Genomic DNA, 18,633 nt, shown 5'->3' on the forward strand with positions numbered 1-18,633 from the left:
GATGGTTGTCGACTAGGCTGGTAGGAGCGAGCTCGCTCCTACAAAAATGCCTATGAAGCCCAGAAGAGGTGCGCCATGAGTCAGCTGCTCGAACCTTATACCCTGCGCCAATTGACCCTGCTTAACCGCATCGCGGTTTCACCCATGTGCCAATACTCCAGCGACGATGGCCTGGCCAATGACTGGCACCTGGTGCATCTCGGTAGCCGGGCCGTGGGTGGCGCCGGGCTGATTTTTACCGAGGCCACGGCAGTGACCGCCGATGGCCGTATCACCGCCCAGGACCTGGGCCTGTGGAACGACGCTCAGATCGAACCATTGCGGCGCATCACCCGTTTTATCGCGGCCCAGGGCGCGGTGGCTGGGATCCAGCTGGCCCATGCCGGGCGCAAGGCCAGCACCCATCGGCCATGGATCGGCAAACACGGCAGCGTCAAGCCGGAGGAGGGCGGCTGGGTGCCGGTGGGGCCTTCGCCAATTGCGTTTGACCCCAATCACACCCAGCCCAAGCCATTGGACGAAGGGCAGATCCAGCAAGTAATCGCCGACTTTGTCGCCGCCGCCAGGCGCGCCTTGACCGCAGGCTTTGAAGTGGTGGAAATCCACGCCGCCCACGGGTACCTGCTGCACCAGTTTCTCTCGCCGATCAGCAACCAGCGTCAGGACCACTACGGCGGCTCCTTCGAAAACCGCATTCGCCTGGTGCTGGAAGTCACCAAGGCCGTGCGCGCCGTGTGGCCTGAGGAGTTGCCGCTGTTTGTGCGCGTGTCGGCCACCGATTGGGTGGAAGACGGTTGGAACCCGGATGAAACCGTGGAGTTGGCGCGCCGTCTGAAAGACCTCGGGGTGGATCTGATCGACGTGTCGTCCGGTGGTACCGCCGCCAATGCCGAGATTCCTACCGGCCCCGGCTACCAGACGCGCTTCGCCGAGCGCGTGCGCAAGGAGTCGGGCATGGCCACCGGCACGGTTGGCATGATTACCGAACCGGCCCAGGCCGAGCATATCCTGCGCACTTGCCAGGCCGACATCATCTTCCTGGCCCGGGAACTGCTGCGCGACCCGTACTGGCCTTTGCATGCCGACGATGATCTGGGTGGGCGCAAGGCCATCTGGCCCGCGCAATACCAGCGCGCCACCCACCGCGACCAGCCGATTCATGAGTCGGATCTGCGCGATTGATCCTGCACACGGCCCTACCGGACCCACCCTGACACGGTGGGTTTTTTCTTGCTCGCGTTTATAGGAAGGCTGATCCTTGGCGGTTGTTAAGCAGGAGAAGCTTATGCTGGTGGAACGCGCGTTAACCGAAGACGATATCCCTTTGCTGGCAACCATCGATCGTACGGAGCTGATCCCGGCGTGCTATCGCATGGACTGCGGCGAACTGGTGTTGTATGCCACACATCATGATATGCGCGGCTGGCCTGAAGGCGAGGCTGAACAGGATGCGGTGGCGCTGCATGCCTGCCTCCAGCGCGGCGGGTGGTTGTGGGGCGTATTCGACGGCCCGGTGCTGGTCGCCGCAGTGGTGGTGGACAATCGGTCCTTCCATCACCAGGGCTTGCTGATGCGGCAGTTGAAATTCCTGCATGTCAGCCATAGTGCCCGCGGTACTGGCCTGGGCGGTCGGTTGTTGGCGCTGGCTTGCGAGCACGGCCGGCAAGTGGAGGTCCAAGCGCTCTATATCTCGGCGACGGAGTCGCGTAACACCGTGGACTTTTACCTGCGCCATGGTTGCCATTTGTTGCAGCAACCCCACGCTGAGCTTTATGCGCAAGAACCGCTAGACATCCACCTGTATCGACCCCTGCGTGAGTAATGGCTGTAGGCTTTTATTACCGACGTTATTTTTTTAAGTTAATACTCTAAAAAAATCCCACGAATGGTGAGATAGTTTCTACGCTAAGGGTAAGCCCGACTCCTGGCCCAGGGAGACAGGCGGTTGGTCCGCGAAGCCGTTGCGCTTCCCGGGAGTTGGGAAATGGGCACCAGGAGTGTTTGACTGATATCAGGAGTAGCGGTCCATGGCCAAGTCCTATGGCGTAGCGGGTGCGGTGGCGTCTTTTCTGAGTCGCCGGATGTCCTTGCGGGGTCGAAGGTTGAGTTCAGATGAGATGGAGTTGCTGGTGCAATACCGGGCGCTGACCGAGAGCGATCAGGTGGCGATGCGCTATCTGATTGGCGCGATGAAAAGCGTGTCGCGATTCTGAGCCAAATCCGATCATTCCCACGTTATTGCGTGGGAATGATCGTGCAGTGTGGCATCAGGTGTATTTGCGTTGCTCTGGGGCAGGTGGGAAGTACTGATACAGCCAGGTTTCACTGAGGGTGCGGTCCTGGGTTCGTATAAACAGGCGCAATTCGACGGGTTCCACGCTGTCGCTGGTGGGGTACCAGTCGAACAGGATGCGGTAGCCCTTGATGTTGTCCAGCACCAGCACACTGAAGTCCTTCACCTCACCATGGGAACAGGTCACCACGGGCTCGATGCCGGTGCCCGCTGGCAGGCGATCCAGGCCGCCGCCCTTGAAGTCCACGGCGAAACGCCGCGCCCATACCTTCGGATAATGCTCGCCGGGTGCCCAGCCTTCGGTAAAGCCGCCCATGCCGGAACGGGTCGCATCGACCTGTGCCAGCGGCGTGCTCACTGGCGGCAGTGCGCTCCAGTACAGCTTGTAGCCGTAGTTGAGCGAATCACCGGCGGCCACAGGCTTTTTCGGGGTCCAGAAGGCCACGATATTGTCCAGGGTTTCGCCAGTGGTGGGGATTTCCAGCAAGTCGATGGAGCCTTCGCCCCAGGCCGTGGTCGGTTCAACCCACAGGCTTGGGCGTTTGCTGTACCAGTCGACGGTGTCCTGGTAGCTGGCGAACTCATGGTCGGTCTGCACCAGGCCGAAGCCTTTGGGGTTGGTGTCGGCGAACGCGTTGAATTGCAACTTGGCCGGGTTGTTCAGGGGGCGGCAGATCCACTCGCCGTTGCCGCGCCACATGGCCAGGCGGTCCGAGTCGTGGATTTGCGGGTGGATGGTGTCGCACATGCGGCGCTCATGGGTGCCGCAGCTGAACATACTGGTCATGGGCGCGATGCCCAGTTGCTCGATGGCGGTGCGCGCATTGATGTGCGCGTCGATCGCCATCACCACTTGGTTGGCCTGGCAGTCGATGTCGAAGCGGTAGGCACCGGTGGCGCTTGGCGAGTCGAGCAGGGCGTAGACCACAAAGCGCGTGGCGTCCTTGTCCGGAGTTTCGAACCAGAACTGCGTGAAATCGGGGAACTCCTCGCGTTTTTTCGCGTAGGTATCAATCGCCAGGCCACGCGCCGAGAGGCCGTACTGGCCGGTGGAATCCACCGCACGGAAGTAGCTGGCGCCCAGAAACGACAGCACGTCATGGCGGTCCAGCTCCGGCGCCTTGAACAGCTTGAAACCGGAGAAACCCAGGTCGCCGGTCAATTGCTGGGTGTCCACCGTGGTTTTTTCATAGTTGAACAACGACGGGCGAAAATGCACTTCGCGGGCTTCACGGGTCTTGGGGTCGACGCTGTGCATGCGCACCGGCGTCTTGAAGCCCATGCCGACGTGGAAGAAATGCACGTCCAGTTGGCCGTTCAACTCTTTCCACAGCGAATGGTTACGGTCATAGCCGATGGCGTTGAAATTCTGCGGGGTCATGGTAGCCAGGGTTGGCGGCAGCACCTGCTTAGTGTCCTGGTAGCCACGGGTGGCCAATTGCTTGGCCTGGGCCTTGAGCGCTTCGAAATCGAACGCCACGGCCTTGCCATCGGCAGCCCGATTCCCGGCCCAGGCCTGCGCGGCCAGCAGGCCACTGGCGGACAAACCGGTGTAAGCCGCAATGGCCATGGATGCTTTGAGCAAATTCCTGCGGTGCATAGAGACAACCTGTCGTGAGCAAATCCCGCGCCGTTCCTGGCACGTAGCGGATCAGAAATAACGGTTCGGACATGCCTTCGGCCAAACGCAACGGACAATAAACAGACGCCGGATAGCTTAAGCGGTTCGATGAGCAAGGCAAATTGATTGATGGCGGGATGATGGCGTTGCATGTGCAACAAGACATTTCCAGCATCGCAGGAGAACGTTACATCTGGAAGCACTCTAGATCGCGGCTTTTTGGCACTTAGTTTTACGCTGGAGGCCTATTGGTCCTACGAACCCAAGTGTCTGGAGGCTACGAATGAATACCCGTGGATTGCTCGATCAACTGCTTAAGTCTGGCCAGGATATGTTGCAAAACAAGGCGGGTGGGCAGCCTAAGTCGAATGACAAAGGCGCCCTCGGCGGCTTGCTCAGCGGTGGCGGGCTCGGCAGCATGCTCGGCGGTGCAGGCGGCGGGGCCCTGGCGGCGGGAGCCATGGGCTTGCTGCTGGGCAACAAGAAGGCGCGTAAATTCGGTGGCAAAGCGCTCACCTACGGCGGTCTGGCCGCACTGGGTGTGATTGCCTACAAGGCTTACGGCAACTGGCAAGCCCAGCAAGCCAGCGCGCCCCAAGGCGAGCCGCAAACCATCGACCGCCTGCCAGCGGCCCAGGTCGAACAACACAGCCAAGGCATTCTCAAGGCATTGGTGGCCGCGGCCAAGGCTGACGGCCATGTGGATGAGCGCGAGCGTGCCTTGATCGAAGGCGAGTTTACCAAGCTGGATAACGACCAGGAGTTGCAACACTGGCTGCACGCCGAACTCAACAAGCCCCTGGACCCCACCGACGTCGCCCGCGCCGCCAGCACCCCGGAAATGGCCGCCGAAATGTACATCGCCAGCGTGATGCTGGTGGACGAAGAAAACTTCATGGAAAAAGCCTACCTGGACGAACTGGCCCGCCAACTGAAACTTGAGCCCGGCTTGAAGCTTGAGTTGGAAAAACAAGTGCGGCTTAACGCATAAACAAGGCCGCACGCCAATCAAAAATGTGGGAGCGGGGTTGCTCGCGAATGCGGTAGACCAGTCACTCTATTTCTGGCTGACTCACCGCATCCGCGAGCAAGCCCGCTCCCACTTTTGCATTCTGTGCACTGCACATCAAAAGCCTTGATAAAAGCGCGCAGCCGCTCAGCTATACTCCCCTCCATTTGAATGGCCCTGCGAGGAATTACTGTGAAGAACTGGACCCTGCGCCAAAGGATTTTGGCGAGCTTTGCGGTAATTATCGCGATCATGCTGCTGATGGTCGTGGTCTCGTATTCGCGCTTGCTGAAAATCGAAATCAGCGAAAACTCAGTGCGGGACGATGCGGTGCCCGGGGTGTTTTTCAGCTCGATGATTCGCAGCGCCTGGGTCGACAGCTACCTGCAAACCCAGGAGTTGGTCGGAATCCACGAGAACCAGGGTATTTCCGAAACCGACAAACAGGACTACAAGTCTTTCGAGGCTCGGCTTGAGCAACATATGGCCAGCTACGCAGGGACGATCAATATCACCCAGGATCGCACCGAATTCGATGCCTTCGAAAAACTGCACCAGAGCTACAACCAGATTCTCGCCCAGGTTTTGGCGGCCCATCAGAGCAATAACGCCGCCGAAGCACTGAGGTTGTTCAACGAGCAACTGACCCCCGCCTGGACAGCAGGCCGCATGAAGCTCAATGACATTATCAATGAGAACAAGCAGGTCGCCGACAACGCCACCGCCGCCATCGATGATGCGGTAGCGGCCGCGAAGATCAGCATGGGCGTCTCGCTGTTGCTGGCGATTCTCGCCGCCGCGCTGTGTGGCCTGTTGCTGATGCGCGCGATCATGGCGCCGATGCAGCGCATCGTTCAAATCCTCGAAGTCATGCGCACCGGCGACCTGAGCAAGCGCCTGAACCTGGAGCGCAAGGACGAATTCAACGCGGTTGAAACCGGCTTCAACGACATGATGACCGAGCTGACTGCCCTGGTGTCCCAGGCGCAGCGTTCATCGGTGCAGGTCACCACCTCGGTCACCGAGATTGCCGCGACCTCCAAGCAGCAACAGGCGACCGCGACAGAAACCGCAGCCACCACCACCGAAATCGGCGCCACTTCCCGCGAGATTGCCGCCACGTCCAAGGACTTGGTCCGCACCATGACCGAAGTGTCCACCGCCGCCGACCAGGCCTCGGTGGCTGCCGGTTCCGGCCAGCAGGGCCTGGCCCGCATGGAAGAAACCATGCACTCGGTGATGGGCGCCGCCGACCTGGTCAACGCCAAGCTGGCGATCCTCAATGAGAAGGCCGGCAATATCAACCAGGTGGTGGTGACCATCGTCAAGGTGGCCGACCAGACCAACCTGTTGTCCCTGAATGCGGCCATCGAGGCTGAGAAAGCCGGTGAGTACGGGCGCGGCTTTGCCGTGGTTGCCACCGAAGTGCGCCGCCTGGCCGACCAGACCGCTGTGGCGACCTACGACATCGAGCAGATGGTGCGTGAAATCCAGTCGGCGGTGTCGGCGGGGGTGATGGGCATGGACAAGTTCTCCGAGGAGGTGCGCCGTGGCATGTCGGAGGTGCAGCAAGTGGGCGAGCAACTGTCGCAGATCATCCATCAGGTACAGGCCCTGGCGCCGCGGGTGTTGATGGTCAACGAAGGCATGCAGGCCCAGGCCACCGGCGCCGAGCAGATCAACCATGCGCTGGTGCAATTGGGCGATGCCAGCAGCCAGACCGTCGAATCCCTGCGCCAGGCCAGCTTTGCCATTGATGAACTGAGCCAGGTTGCGGTCGGTCTGCGCAGCGGCGTCTCGCGTTTCAAAGTCTGATGAGTGAGCTCGCGTCTAAACGCGGTGCCGTCCCGGCAGCGAAAAAGGCATTGTTTCTGGTGTTTCGCATCGGCAACGAACGCTTTGCCCTCAAGGCCACAGAAGTGGCCGAGGTGCTGCCGCGCCTGACGCTTAAACCTATCGCCCAAGCGCCCTTATGGGTGGCGGGTATCTTCGCCCATCGTGGGGCGCTGGTGCCGGTCATCGACTTGAGCGCCCTGACGTTCGGCACTTCGGCCCAGGCGCGTACCAGTACGCGCCTGGTGTTGGTCAATTATCAGCCGCAGCCTTGGAGTGAGGCGCGTTGGCTAGGGCTGATCCTGGAACAGGCCACCGACACCCTGCGTTGCGACCCCGCCGAATTTCAGCCCTATGGCCTGGACAATCAGCAGGCGCCATACCTGGGGCCGGTGCGCGAGGACGCACAGGGCTTGATGCAGTGGATTGGCGTCGCGGATCTGTTGACCGCGCCAGTGCGTGCCTTGCTGTTTTCCGCCGAGTTGAGCCTATGAGCAATGACCCGCGGTTTTTCGCGTTCTTGAAAGAACGCATCGGCCTGGACGTCGCTTCGGTGGGCGAGGCGATCATCGAGCGCGCGGTGCGCCAGCGCTGCCAGTCGTCCCAGTCGCCGTCGGCGGAGGCTTACTGGCAACACCTGCAAACCTCCCATGACGAGCAGCAGGCGCTGATCGAAGCGGTGATCGTCCCCGAAACCTGGTTTTTCCGCTATCCCGAATCCTTTGCAACCCTGGCTCGCCTGGCCCAGGCACGCTTGGCCGAGATCAACCAGATGCGCGCCCTGCGTATTCTCAGTCTGCCGTGTTCGACCGGCGAAGAGCCCTATTCGATTGCCATGGCCTTGCTCGATGCGGGGTTGGCGCCCCACCAGTTCAAAGTGCAAGGCATGGACGTCAGCCCGCTGTCGGTGGAGCGCGCGCGGCGGGGCGTGTATGGCAAGAACTCGTTTCGCGGCGCCGATCTTGAATTTCGCGACCGCCACTTCACTGAAGACGCAGGCGTTTACCGCATCGCCGACCGGGTGCGTGAACAAGTGCGCCTGCAAGTCGGCAACTTGCTGGACCCGGCACTGCTGGCGAACGAGCCGACCTACGATTTTGTGTTCTGCCGCAACTTGCTGATCTACTTCGACCAGCCGACCCAGAAACAGGTCTTTGATGTGCTCAAGGCATTGACTCACGTGGACGGCGTGCTGTTTATCGGCCCGGCCGAGGGCAGCCTGCTGGGGCGCCACGGCATGCGCTCCATCGGCGTGCCGCAGTCCTTTGCCTTCAGTCGGCATGTAGAACCGGCCGCGCCGGCTGCACCTGTGATCAAACCGACGCCCGCGCCGCTACCGCAGCGCAGGGCGGCGCCGATACCGCCCAAGCCGCGACCGTTCAGCACCGTCAGCCCCAGCGTGCCACCGGTCAACGTGGTGCCAACCGATGCCGGGGATCTGCTCAGCCAGATCGCAACCCTGGCCAACGAGGGCAAAAGTGCCGAGGCCCGAGCGGCCTGCGAGCGGTATTTGAGCAGTCACCCGCCGGCCGCCCAGGTGTTTTACTGGTTGGGGCTGCTCAGCGATGTGGCTGGCAGTGCCCTGGAGGCCCAGGGGTATTACCGAAAAGCTCTGTATCTGGAACCGCAGCATCCCCAGGCCCTGATGCACCTGGCCGCGTTGCTCGAGTCCCAGGGTGACAGTGTCGGCGCGCGTCGTCTTCAGGCACGCGCCGCCCGTAGCGAGCGAGCTGACAGTGAGACCAAACGATGAGTAGCCCTGACGCGCTCGACACCGCAGGCCTGGACCTGACGCTGACCGATACCCAAGCCATTGACGACTGTTGGAACCGCATCGGTATTCATGGCGACAAGTCCTGCCCGCTGTTGGCCGAGCATATCCACTGCCGCAATTGCTCGGTGTATTCCGCCGCCGCCACACGCCTGCTCGACCGCTACGCACTGCAACAGGACGACCATCACGCGCAGGCAACTGCCGAAGCGGATAGCGATGTGGTCACCCGTTCGCTGTTGATGTTCCGCCTCGGCGAAGAATGGCTCGGTATCGCCACCCGCTGCCTGGTGGAAGTGGCGCCGTTGCAGCCGATCCACTCGCTGCCGCACCAGCGCTCCCGAGCGCTGCTGGGCGTGGCCAACGTACGCGGGGCGCTGGTGGCGTGCCTGTCGTTGGTGGAACTGCTGGGCCTGGACAGCACCAGTGCCGGCGCCAGCGGCGGGCGGATCATGCCGCGCATGCTGATCATCGCTGCCCAGGACGGCCCGGTCGTCGTACCGGTAGATGAAGTAGACGGCATCCACGCCATTGATGAGCGCACCTTGAAGGCTGCGTCGGTGTCCGGCACCCAGGCCAGCGCACGCTACACCCAAGGCGTGTTGCAGTGGAAAGGCCGCAGTCTGCGCTGGCTGGACGAAGTGCAATTGTTGTCCGCCGTGACCCGGAGCCTCGCATGACCCCCGACCAGATGCGCGATGCCTCGCTGTTAGAACTGTTCAGCCTGGAAGCCGATGCGCAGACCCAGGTGTTGAGCGCGGGCCTGCTGGCGCTGGAACGCAACCCGACCCAGGCCGACCAGCTCGAAGCCTGCATGCGCGCCGCGCATTCACTTAAAGGGGCGGCGCGGATTGTCGGCGTGGATGCCGGGGTCAGCGTGGCCCACGTCATGGAAGACTGCCTGGTCAGTGCCCAGGAAGGCCGCCTGTACCTGCAACCTGAACATATCGACGCGTTGCTGCAAGGCACCGACCTGCTGATGCGAATCGCCACGCCGGGCAATGACGTGGGGCCGGCGGATATCGAGGCGTACGTAGCGCTGATGGAGCGCTTGCTCGATCCCTCGCAGCCGATTGCCACGCCCGTGCCAAATCCCGAGCCCATCCCCGCGCCGCGGGTTGACGCATTGCTGCTGGAGCCCGAGCTGGAGCCCGCGCCGGTCAGCAGTGAAGCGCCGCGCCAGAGCAAACGCATGACTGAAGGCGGCGAGCGCGTGCTGCGGGTGACGGCCGAGCGCTTGAACAGCCTGTTGGACTTGTCCAGCAAATCCCTGGTGGAAACCCAGCGGCTCAAGCCGTACCTGGCCAGCCTGCAACGCCTCAAGCGCATTCAGAGCAACAGCTTGCGTGCACTGGATGCCCTGGATGGCCAGCTAAAATCCCTGGATCTGAACCTGGAAGCCCAGGAAGCCCTGGCCGATACCCGTCGCCTGCTGAGTGAAGCCCAGGCCCTGCTGGCGGAAAAAAACGCCGAGCTGGATGAGTTCGGCTGGCAGGCCGGCCAGCGCGCCCAGGTGCTCTACGACACCGCATTGGCCTGCCGCATGCGGCCGTTTGCCGATGTGCTGGCCGGGCAGGTGCGTATGGTGCGTGACCTCGGTCGCAGCCTGGGCAAGCAAGTGCGCCTGGAGATTGAAGGCGAAAAGACCCAGGTCGACCGTGACGTGCTGGAAAAACTCGAAGCGCCGCTCACCCATTTATTGCGCAATGCCGTCGACCACGGCATCGAAACCCCTGAGCAGCGCGTGCTGGCGGGCAAGCCGGCGGAGGGCTTGATTCGCCTGCGCGCGTCCCATCAGGCCGGGTTGCTGGTGCTGGAATTGAGCGATGACGGCAACGGTGTCGACCTCGAGCGCCTGCGCGGCACTATTGTCGACCGGAATTTGTCTCCGGTGGAAACGGCTCTGCGCCTGAGCGAAGAGGAGCTACTGACCTTCCTGTTTCTGCCGGGGTTCAGCCTGCGGGACAAAGTCACCGAAGTGTCCGGGCGCGGTGTGGGCCTGGACGCGGTGCAGCATATGGTTCGCCAGTTGCGCGGCGCAGTGGTGCTGGAACAGACGGCGGGGCAGGGCAGTCGCTTCCATCTTGAGGTGCCGCTGACCCTGTCGGTGGTGCGCAGCCTGGTGGTGGAAGTCGGCGAAGAAGCCTATGCGTTTCCCCTGGCGCATATCGAACGCATGTGCGACCTGGCCCCCGACGACATCGTGCAGTTGGAAGGCCGCCAGCACTTCTGGCATGAAGGCCGACACGTCGGCCTGGTTGCCGCCAGTCAGTTGCTGCAGCGCCCGCCGGGGCAGACCCCTTCAGATACCTTGAAAGTGGTGGTGATCCGCGAACGCGATGCCGTGTACGGGATTGCCGTGGAGCGCTTTATCGGCGAGCGCACGTTGGTGGTGTTGCCGCTGGATGATCGCCTGGGCAAGGTCCAGGACATTTCTGCCGGGGCCTTGCTCGATGACGGCTCGGTGGTGTTGATCGTCGATGTCGAAGACATGCTGCGTTCAGTGGACAAGCTGCTCAATACCGGCCGCCTGGAGCGCATCGCCCGGCGCAACCAGCAGGCCACCGAAGCGCCGCGCAAGCGCGTGCTGGTGGTGGACGACTCACTGACGGTGCGCGAGCTGCAACGCAAATTGTTACTCAACCGGGGTTATGAAGTTGCCGTGGCGGTCGATGGCATGGATGGCTGGAACGCATTGCGCTCCGAGGACTTCGACCTGCTTATCACGGATATTGATATGCCTCGCATGGACGGTATTGAATTGGTCACACTTTTGCGCCGTGACAGTCGCCTGCAATCATTGCCGGTGATGGTGGTTTCCTACAAGGATCGTGAAGAAGACCGCCGCCGTGGCCTCGACGCCGGGGCCGACTATTATCTAGCCAAAGCCAGTTTCCATGACGACGCCTTGCTCGACGCCGTGGTTGAACTGATTGGAGGCGCCCGGGCATGAGGATTGCGATCGTCAATGACATGCCCCTGGCCGTAGAGGCATTGCGCCGTGCCTTGAGTTACGAGCCCGCCCACGAGGTGGTGTGGGTAGCCAGCAATGGCCTGGAAGCGGTGCAGCGTTGCGCCGAGCTGACCCCGGACCTGATCCTGATGGACTTGATCATGCCGGTGATGGACGGCGTGGAAGCTACCCGCCAGATCATGGCCGACACGCCATGCCCGATCGTGATCGTCACCGTTGACCGCCAGGCCAACGTCAGCCGTGTATTCGAAGCCATGGGCCACGGCGCCCTGGATGTGGTGGACACCCCGGCACTGGGCGTGGGCAACCCCAAGGATGCGGCGGCGCCCCTGTTGCGCAAGATCCTCAATATTGGCTGGCTGATCGGCCAGCGCGGCACGCGGGTGCGTGCCGAAACCCCGCCGCAGCGGGTCACCGGCAAGCGTCAACGGCTGGTGGCGATTGGTTCTTCGGCCGGTGGGCCGGCGGCCCTGGAAGTTCTGCTCAAGGGGTTGCCCCGGGATTTCCCTGCCGCCATCGTGCTAGTGCAGCATGTGGACCAGGTGTTTGCCGCTGGCATGGCCGAGTGGCTGAGCAGCGCTTCCGGCCTGCCGGTGCGCCTGGCCTGTGAAGGCGAGCCGCCTCAACCCGGCGTGGTATTGCTGGCCGGCACCAACCACCATATTCGCTTGTTGAAAAATGGCACGCTAGCCTATACCGCAGAGCCGGTGAACGAGATTTACCGGCCGTCGATCGACGTGTTTTTCGAAAGCGTCGCCAGCCACTGGAACGGTGACGCCGTCGGCGTCTTGCTCACGGGCATGGGGCGCGACGGCGCCCAGGGCCTCAAGCTGATGCGGGAACAAGGATATTTGACCATCGCCCAGGACCAACAGAGTTCGGCGGTGTATGGCATGCCCAAAGCGGCGGCGGCGATTGATGCTGCTGTTGAAATTCGCCCACTGGATAGAATTGCGCCCCGATTGCTGGAGGTCTTTGCAAAATGAACAAAAATCTCCCGCCGTGCTGGCTTGCAGGTAGTAATTCAGGTGACTGCACATGAATGATTTACAGCTCGACGACTTCAAGACCGACGAAAACGCCGCCATGGTGTTGCTGGTCGACGACCAGGCCATGATCGGTGAAGCCGTGCGGCGTGGCCTGGCCCATGAAGAAAACATCGACTTCCACTTTTGTGCCGACCCGCACCAGGCGATTGCCCAGGCGATCCGCATCAAGCCCACGGTGATCTTGCAGGACCTGGTGATGCCGGGCCTGGACGGCCTCACTCTGGTGCGCGAATACCGCAATCACCCGGCCACCGCGAATATTCCGATCATCGTGCTGTCCACCAAAGAAGACCCGCTGATCAAGAGCGCGGCCTTTGCGGCCGGGGCCAACGATTACCTGGTCAAGCTACCGGACAACATCGAGTTGGTGGCGCGCATCCGCTACCACTCGCGCTCCTACATGACCCTGTTGCAGCGCGACGCGGCCTACCGCGCGTTGCGCGTCAGCCAGCAACAGTTGCTGGACACCAACCTGGTGCTGCAACGCCTGATGAACTCCGATGGCCTGACCGGGCTGTCCAACCGCCGCCACTTCGACGAATACCTGGAGTTGGAATGGCGCCGCGCCATGCGCGACCAGACCCAACTGTCGCTGCTGATGATCGACGTGGATTTCTTCAAGACCTTCAACGACAGCTTCGGCCACGTCGAGGGCGACGAAGCCTTGCGCAAAGTCGCCAACACCATCCGTGAAGCCAGCAGCCGCCCTTCGGATTTGCCGGCGCGCTACGGCGGCGAGGAGTTCGCGCTGGTCCTGCCCAACACCTCACCGGGCGGCGCACGCCTGGTCGCGGAAAAGCTGCGCATGGCGGTAGCGGCGTTGAAAATCCCGCACATCGCCCCGGCTGAAGGTGCCAGCCTGACCATCAGTATTGGGCTGTCGACGTTGACGCCGGTCCAGGGTACCGATTGTCGGCAGTTGATCATGGCGGCGGACAAGGGGTTATACACGGCCAAGAATAATGGGCGTAATCAGGTGGGCATCGAATAATCCCAAGCGCCGGGCGCCTCTGTGGGAGCAGGTAAGCCAGCTCCCACATTTGATCGCTATCTGGCTATGGATCCTGTACAAACCACCGCCTTTTCGGCCAAGCGGACTGCCGTTCGCAGCCGTTTGCCGTTATACTCGCCGGCTTTCAAAAGTTCGCCAACGAGTGCTGCCCGCCATGGAAATCAACCCGATCCTTAACACCATCAAGGACCTGTCCGAGCGCTCCGAAACTATTCGGGGGTATCTTTGACTACGATCAAAAGCATGAGCGTCTGACCGAGGTCAATCGCGAGCTTGAAGATCCGAGTGTCTGGAACAAACCTGAGTACGCCCAGGAACTGGGGCGCGAGCGCGCTGCGCTGGCACAGATCGTCGATACCCTCGACGAACTGAACACCGGCCTGGGTGATTGCCGCGACCTGCTGGACATGGCCGTCGAAGAAAACGACGAAGGCGCAGTGGGCGATGTCGTCGCCGAGCTGGCCCGTCTCGAGGAAAACCTCGCCAAGCTTGAATTCCGCCGCATGTTCAGCCATGAAATGGACCCGAACAACGCCTATCTGGATATCCAGGCCGGTTCCGGTGGCACCGAGGCCCAGGACTGGGCCAACATCCTGCTGCGCATGTACCTGCGCTGGGCCGACAAACGCGGTTTCGACGCGACCATCATGGAACTGTCCGCCGGTGAAGTGGCCGGTATCAAGGGCGCGACCGTGCACATCAAGGGCGAATACGCCTTTGGCTGGCTGCGCACCGAGATCGGCGTGCACCGCCTGGTGCGCAAGAGCCCGTTCGACTCCGGCAATCGTCGCCACACCTCATTCTCTGCGGTGTTCGTCTCGCCAGAGATCGACGACAAAGTGGAAATCGAGATCAACCCGGCCGACCTGCGGATCGACACCTACCGTTCCTCCGGCGCCGGTGGCCAGCACGTAAACACCACCGACTCGGCCGTACGTATTACCCACGTACCGACCAACACCGTGGTCAGCTGCCAGAACGAACGTTCCCAGCACGCCAACAAGGACACCGCCATGAAAATGCTGCGGGCCAAGTTGTACGAGCAGGAAATGCAGAAGCGCAACGCGGCTTCCCAGGCGCTGGAAGACACCAAGTCGGATATCGGCTGGGGCCATCAGATCCGTTCGTATGTGCTCGATGCCTCGCGGATCAAGGATCTGCGCACTAACATCGAACGCAGCGACTGCGACAAGGTACTCGACGGCGATATCGACGAATACCTGGAAGCCAGCCTGAAATCCGGCCTCTAATACCCTCTGTGGGAGCGGGCTTGCCCGCGATCCCCCGCCGAAGGCTGGGGGCAACGAACCTGATGGAATATTTAAAGACATGAGCGACCAACAACTCGACCCGCAAGCCCTGCAACAGGAAGAAAACTCCCTGATCGCCCTGCGCAAGGAAAAGCTTGCTGCCGAGCGCGCCAAGGGTAACGCCTTCCCCAACGACTTCCGTCGCGACAACTACTGCGATGCCTTGCAGAAGCAATACGCGGACAAGACCAAGGAAGAACTGGCAGAGGCTGCGATCCCGGTCAAGGTGGCAGGTCGCATCATGCTCAACCGTGGCTCGTTCATGGTGATCCAGGACATGACCGGTCGCATCCAGGTCTACGTCAACCGCAAGACCCTGTCCGAAGAAACCCTGGCCTCGGTGAAAACCTGGGACATGGGCGACATCATCGCAGCCGAAGGCACCCTGGCCCGTTCCGGCAAGGGCGACCTGTACGTCGAGATGACCAATGTGCGCCTGCTGACCAAGTCCCTGCGCCCGCTGCCAGACAAACACCACGGCCTGACCGACACCGAACAGCGCTATCGCCAGCGCTACGTTGACCTGATCGTCAACGAAGACGTGCGCCAGACCTTCCGCGTACGCTCGCAAGTCATTGCTCACATCCGCAGCTTCCTGATGCAGCGTGACTTCCTGGAAGTGGAAACGCCGATGCTGCAGACCATCCCGGGTGGTGCCGCAGCCAAACCGTTCGAAACCCACCACAACGCGCTGGACATGGAAATGTTCCTGCGTATCGCGCCGGAGCTGTACCTCAAGCGCTTGGTGGTGGGCGGCTTTGAAAAGGTGTTCGAGATCAACCGCAACTTCCGTAACGAAGGCGTCTCGACCCGTCACAACCCTGAATTCACCATGTTGGAGTTCTACCAGGCCTACGCCGACTACGAAGACAACATGGACCTGACCGAAGAACTGTTCCGCGAGCTGGCACAGCTGGTGCTGGGCAGCACTGACGTGCCGTACGGCGACAAGGTGTTCCACTTCGGCGAGCCATTCGTGCGCCTGTCGGTGTTCGACTCGATCCTCAAGTACAACCCCGAGCTGACCGCTGACGACCTCAACGACATCGACAAGGCCCGTGCCATTGCCAAGAAAGCCGGCGCCAAGGTGCTGGGCTTCGAAGGCCTGGGCAAGCTGCAGGTGATGATTTTCGAAGAACTGGTGGAGCACAAGCTGGAGCAGCCGCACTTCATTACCCAGTACCCGTTCGAAGTGTCGCCGCTGGCCCGTCGCAACGACGACAACCCCAACGTCACCGACCGTTTCGAGCTGTTCATCGGTGGCCGCGAAATCGCCAACGCCTACTCCGAGCTTAACGACGCGGAAGACCAGGCCGAGCGCTTCATGGCCCAGGTGGCCGACAAGGACGCCGGTGATGACGAAGCCATGCACTACGACGCCGACTTCGTTCGGGCCCTGGAGTACGGCATGCCGCCGACTGCCGGTGAGGGTATCGGCATTGACCGTCTGGTGATGTTGTTGACCAACTCGCCGTCGATCCGCGACGTGATCCTGTTCCCGCACATGCGGCCGCAAGCGTAACCGTAGCGAAATCCGAAGCCGCCTTTTATAAGGCGGCTTTTTTATGTGGCCTGTTCAAGTGGTGCTCGTCAGTGATCGTTCCCACGCTCCGCGTGGGAATGCACCCTGTGACGCTCCGCGTCACCTCTAAAGGAAGAAGTGTGGTGAACCGCGTAATAGCTCAAGAAGGTGCCGCCGGCATTGCTGCTGCCGTGGCTGAAAGCGTTCAGTACCAGGGCCGCAAGGCCAGCCGACGGGGCAGCGAGCAACGCCGGCAAGACATTCTCGATGCGGCCATGCGTATCGTCGTGCGCGATGGCGTGCGGGCCGTACGTCACCGGGCAGTGGCGGCAGAGGCGGGGGTGCCGCTGTCGGCCACCACCTATTACTTCAAAGACATCGACGACCTGCTCACCGATACCTTCGCCCAGTACGTGGAACGCAGCGCCGCTTTCATGGGCAAACTGTGGGTGCGCAACGAAGGCCTGTTGCGCGAGATGGTCGCCTATGGCGATGGCAGTCCGGAGTCGCGCTCGCAACTGGCCGATGATATCGCGCGCCTGACCGCTGACTATGTACTGCGCCAGCTGACCAACCGGCGCGAATACCTGATGGCTGAGCAGGCTTTTCGCCAGGAAGCCCTATTGAACCCGCGGCTGGCCGAACTGGTACGCTCCCATCAACAGATCCTGTTGCAGGGTACCGGGCAGTTTTTCCAGGTATTGGGCTCCCGGGAGCCGCAGCAGGATGCCAAGGTGTTGACGGCTATCATCAGTCGGATGGAATATCAGGGCCTGTTGGGCGGCGCAGAGCCTCTGACCGGTGACGAGATGCTTGAAATTCTCAAGCGTTACATGCACCTGGTATTGGCGTCGGTCTAGCCCTGTGCGCAATCTGCTTTGGGGGAGCTGGGCTTGCTGCTGAAGCCGTGCGCTACCTGCGCGTGGGCCAATAACGTTTAAAGAGGAAGCACCGCGTGGACGATTACCAGCAGACGATACGCACCTTGTCCGATCGCATTGTGCTGGCGCAAACACCGATCCGCGTTCTCGATGCGGTGAAATGGGACGAAAACATTCGCCAGGGATTTCTCAAGGCCAAGGGCAAGGCGATGCCTGCCGTAGACCGTGATTACTACCTGAACCGACCGCTGTCGTTCGACTCCAGCGCGGTGAAGCTGGAATTCCAGAACATCGAGCGCGACATCACCCGTCGCCTTGGACAATTCAGCCCGGTGGGGCAGATCATGCGGCGCATGTGCCGCGAATACCGCATGGTGGTGCGCATGCTTGAAGCGCGCGGCACCGAGGACTTCGGTCTGATTTCCCAAGAGCTGTACGGCGCCGCCTCCGATGCGTTCCACGCTGGCGACCCGACCCTGGCCGACCTTGGTCTGATGCTCTCCGATTACCTCAACAACATCGACGGTAGGGGTGACCTCAAGGACGAAGCCAAGACCCTCACCGCCAAAGATGCGGTCAGCCTGCTGCAAACCCGTCTGAACAAAGTGTTTGGCGAAGCGGAGGAGACCATCCGCGTATTCGAGTCCGATGGCATTGTCGCCGACGCAGCGGCGGGCGCTGACTACATCAAGATCCGCGCCGACGCGATGTTCAACGACCGCGACGTGCGCGCTTTGGAGGTGCATGAAGGCCTGGTGCATGTGGGCACCACCCTCAACGGCCAGAACCAGCCGATCTGCACGTTCCTGTCCAAAGGCCCGCCGTCGTCCACCGTCACCCAGGAAGGCCTGGCGATCCTGATGGAAATCATCACGTTTGCCTCCTACCCCAGCCGCCTGCGCAAACTCACCAACCGGACACGCGCCATCCATATGGTGGAGGAGGGTGCCGACTTCCTGCAGGTGTTCGAGTTCTTCCGCGAGCAAGGCTTTGAAATGGCCGAAAGCTATGGGAATGCCAGCCGGGTATTCCGTGGTTCGGTGCCCACCGGTCTGCCATTTACCAAGGATTTGTCCTACCTCAAGGGCTTTATCATGGTCTACAACTACATCCAGCTCGCTGTACGTAAAGGCAAGCTGGAGCAAGTGCCGCTGCTGTTCTGCGGCAAGACCACCCTTGAAGACATGCGTACCCTGCGCCAGTTGGTCGACGAAGGCCTGGTGGTGCCGCCCAAGTACCTGCCGGAGCAGTTTCGCGACATGAACGCGCTGGCGGCCTGGATGTGCTTCTCCAACTTCCTCAACCACTTGAGCCTGGACCGGATCGAGGCGGATTACTCCAATATCCTTTAACTGACG

16 protein-coding genes are annotated in these 18,633 nt (G+C 61.5%); 15 read left to right on the plus strand and 1 reads right to left on the minus strand.

Going from position 1 to position 18,633, the window contains the following annotated elements:
- Positions 1–75: 75 nt before the first annotated feature.
- The 3 genes from GH769_RS02780 (at position 76) to GH769_RS02790 (ending at position 2,213) form a co-directional block, all read left to right on the plus strand.
- Positions 76–1,182 (plus strand): NADH:flavin oxidoreductase/NADH oxidase, encoded by a 1,107-nt coding sequence (locus tag GH769_RS02780; protein WP_032903266.1) that lies wholly within the window; start codon positions 76–78, stop codon positions 1,180–1,182.
- A gap of 103 nt (positions 1,183–1,285) precedes the next feature.
- Positions 1,286–1,822, plus strand: coding sequence for a GNAT family N-acetyltransferase (locus GH769_RS02785; protein ID WP_014717189.1), 537 nt, complete (start codon positions 1,286–1,288; stop codon positions 1,820–1,822).
- 205 nt (positions 1,823–2,027) lie between these two features.
- Positions 2,028–2,213: a hypothetical protein gene (locus tag GH769_RS02790; protein ID WP_014717190.1), complete on the plus strand. Its 186-nt coding sequence runs from the start codon at positions 2,028–2,030 to the stop codon at positions 2,211–2,213.
- A gap of 54 nt (positions 2,214–2,267) precedes the next feature.
- Here GH769_RS02790 and GH769_RS02795 read toward each other — a convergent pair whose 3' ends face one another.
- Positions 2,268–3,893, minus strand: a complete 1,626-nt coding sequence (locus tag GH769_RS02795) for a glucan biosynthesis protein D (protein WP_014717191.1) — start codon at positions 3,891–3,893, stop codon at positions 2,268–2,270.
- Positions 3,894–4,197: 304 nt separating this feature from the next.
- On the opposite strand from GH769_RS02795, the gene GH769_RS02800 reads away from it, so the two are divergent.
- The 12 genes from GH769_RS02800 (at position 4,198) to GH769_RS02855 (ending at position 18,627) form a co-directional block, all read left to right on the plus strand.
- The gene (locus GH769_RS02800) at positions 4,198–4,905 is read left to right on the plus strand and encodes a tellurite resistance TerB family protein (RefSeq protein ID WP_020301150.1); all 708 of its coding nucleotides are present in this window, start codon (positions 4,198–4,200) and stop codon (positions 4,903–4,905) included.
- 210 nt (positions 4,906–5,115) lie between these two features.
- A complete protein-coding gene (locus GH769_RS02805) occupies positions 5,116–6,738 on the plus strand; it encodes a methyl-accepting chemotaxis protein (RefSeq protein ID WP_014717193.1) in 1,623 nt (540 codons plus the stop codon).
- Positions 6,738–7,250 (plus strand): chemotaxis protein CheW, encoded by a 513-nt coding sequence (locus tag GH769_RS02810; RefSeq protein WP_020301149.1) that lies wholly within the window; start codon positions 6,738–6,740, stop codon positions 7,248–7,250. The genes GH769_RS02805 and GH769_RS02810 overlap by 1 nt, the downstream gene beginning before the upstream one ends.
- Positions 7,247–8,509: a protein-glutamate O-methyltransferase CheR gene (locus GH769_RS02815; protein WP_020301148.1), complete on the plus strand. Its 1,263-nt coding sequence runs from the start codon at positions 7,247–7,249 to the stop codon at positions 8,507–8,509. The genes GH769_RS02810 and GH769_RS02815 overlap by 4 nt, the downstream gene beginning before the upstream one ends.
- Complete coding sequence (locus tag GH769_RS02820; RefSeq protein ID WP_032903264.1) at positions 8,506–9,207, plus strand: chemotaxis protein CheW; 702 nt, start codon at positions 8,506–8,508, stop codon at positions 9,205–9,207. Before GH769_RS02815 ends, GH769_RS02820 begins: the two co-directional genes overlap by 4 nt.
- Positions 9,204–11,480, plus strand: a complete 2,277-nt coding sequence (locus GH769_RS02825; protein WP_032903262.1) for a hybrid sensor histidine kinase/response regulator — start codon at positions 9,204–9,206, stop codon at positions 11,478–11,480. Before GH769_RS02820 ends, GH769_RS02825 begins: the two co-directional genes overlap by 4 nt.
- A complete protein-coding gene (locus GH769_RS02830; RefSeq protein ID WP_003189079.1) occupies positions 11,477–12,487 on the plus strand; it encodes a chemotaxis response regulator protein-glutamate methylesterase in 1,011 nt (336 codons plus the stop codon). Before GH769_RS02825 ends, GH769_RS02830 begins: the two co-directional genes overlap by 4 nt.
- 52 nt (positions 12,488–12,539) lie before the next feature.
- Positions 12,540–13,541: a PleD family two-component system response regulator gene (locus GH769_RS02835; RefSeq protein WP_014717198.1), complete on the plus strand. Its 1,002-nt coding sequence runs from the start codon at positions 12,540–12,542 to the stop codon at positions 13,539–13,541.
- Between the two features lie 175 nt (positions 13,542–13,716).
- Positions 13,717–14,812, plus strand: a protein-coding gene (prfB, locus tag GH769_RS02840; protein ID WP_096001736.1) for a peptide chain release factor 2 whose coding sequence is annotated in 2 segments (ribosomal slippage) — positions 13,717–13,788 and positions 13,790–14,812 — 1,095 coding nt in all. Because the reading frame shifts where the segments join, the coding sequence is not laid out codon by codon here.
- Between the two features lie 79 nt (positions 14,813–14,891).
- The gene (lysS, locus tag GH769_RS02845; protein WP_003189082.1) at positions 14,892–16,394 is read left to right on the plus strand and encodes a lysine--tRNA ligase; all 1,503 of its coding nucleotides are present in this window, start codon (positions 14,892–14,894) and stop codon (positions 16,392–16,394) included.
- 143 nt (positions 16,395–16,537) lie between these two features.
- Complete coding sequence (locus GH769_RS02850; RefSeq protein ID WP_014717200.1) at positions 16,538–17,254, plus strand: TetR/AcrR family transcriptional regulator; 717 nt, start codon at positions 16,538–16,540, stop codon at positions 17,252–17,254.
- Between the two features lie 95 nt (positions 17,255–17,349).
- Positions 17,350–18,627 carry a flavohemoglobin expression-modulating QEGLA motif protein gene (locus GH769_RS02855; protein WP_014717201.1) on the plus strand — a complete coding sequence of 426 codons (1,278 nt, stop codon included), beginning with the start codon at positions 17,350–17,352 and terminating at the stop codon, positions 18,625–18,627.
- Positions 18,628–18,633: the final 6 nt, after the last annotated feature.

Source organism: Pseudomonas sp. CFSAN084952 (assembly GCF_009648855.1).
In the GTDB taxonomy this organism is placed as follows: Bacteria; Pseudomonadota; Gammaproteobacteria; order Pseudomonadales; family Pseudomonadaceae; genus Aquipseudomonas; species Aquipseudomonas paracarnis.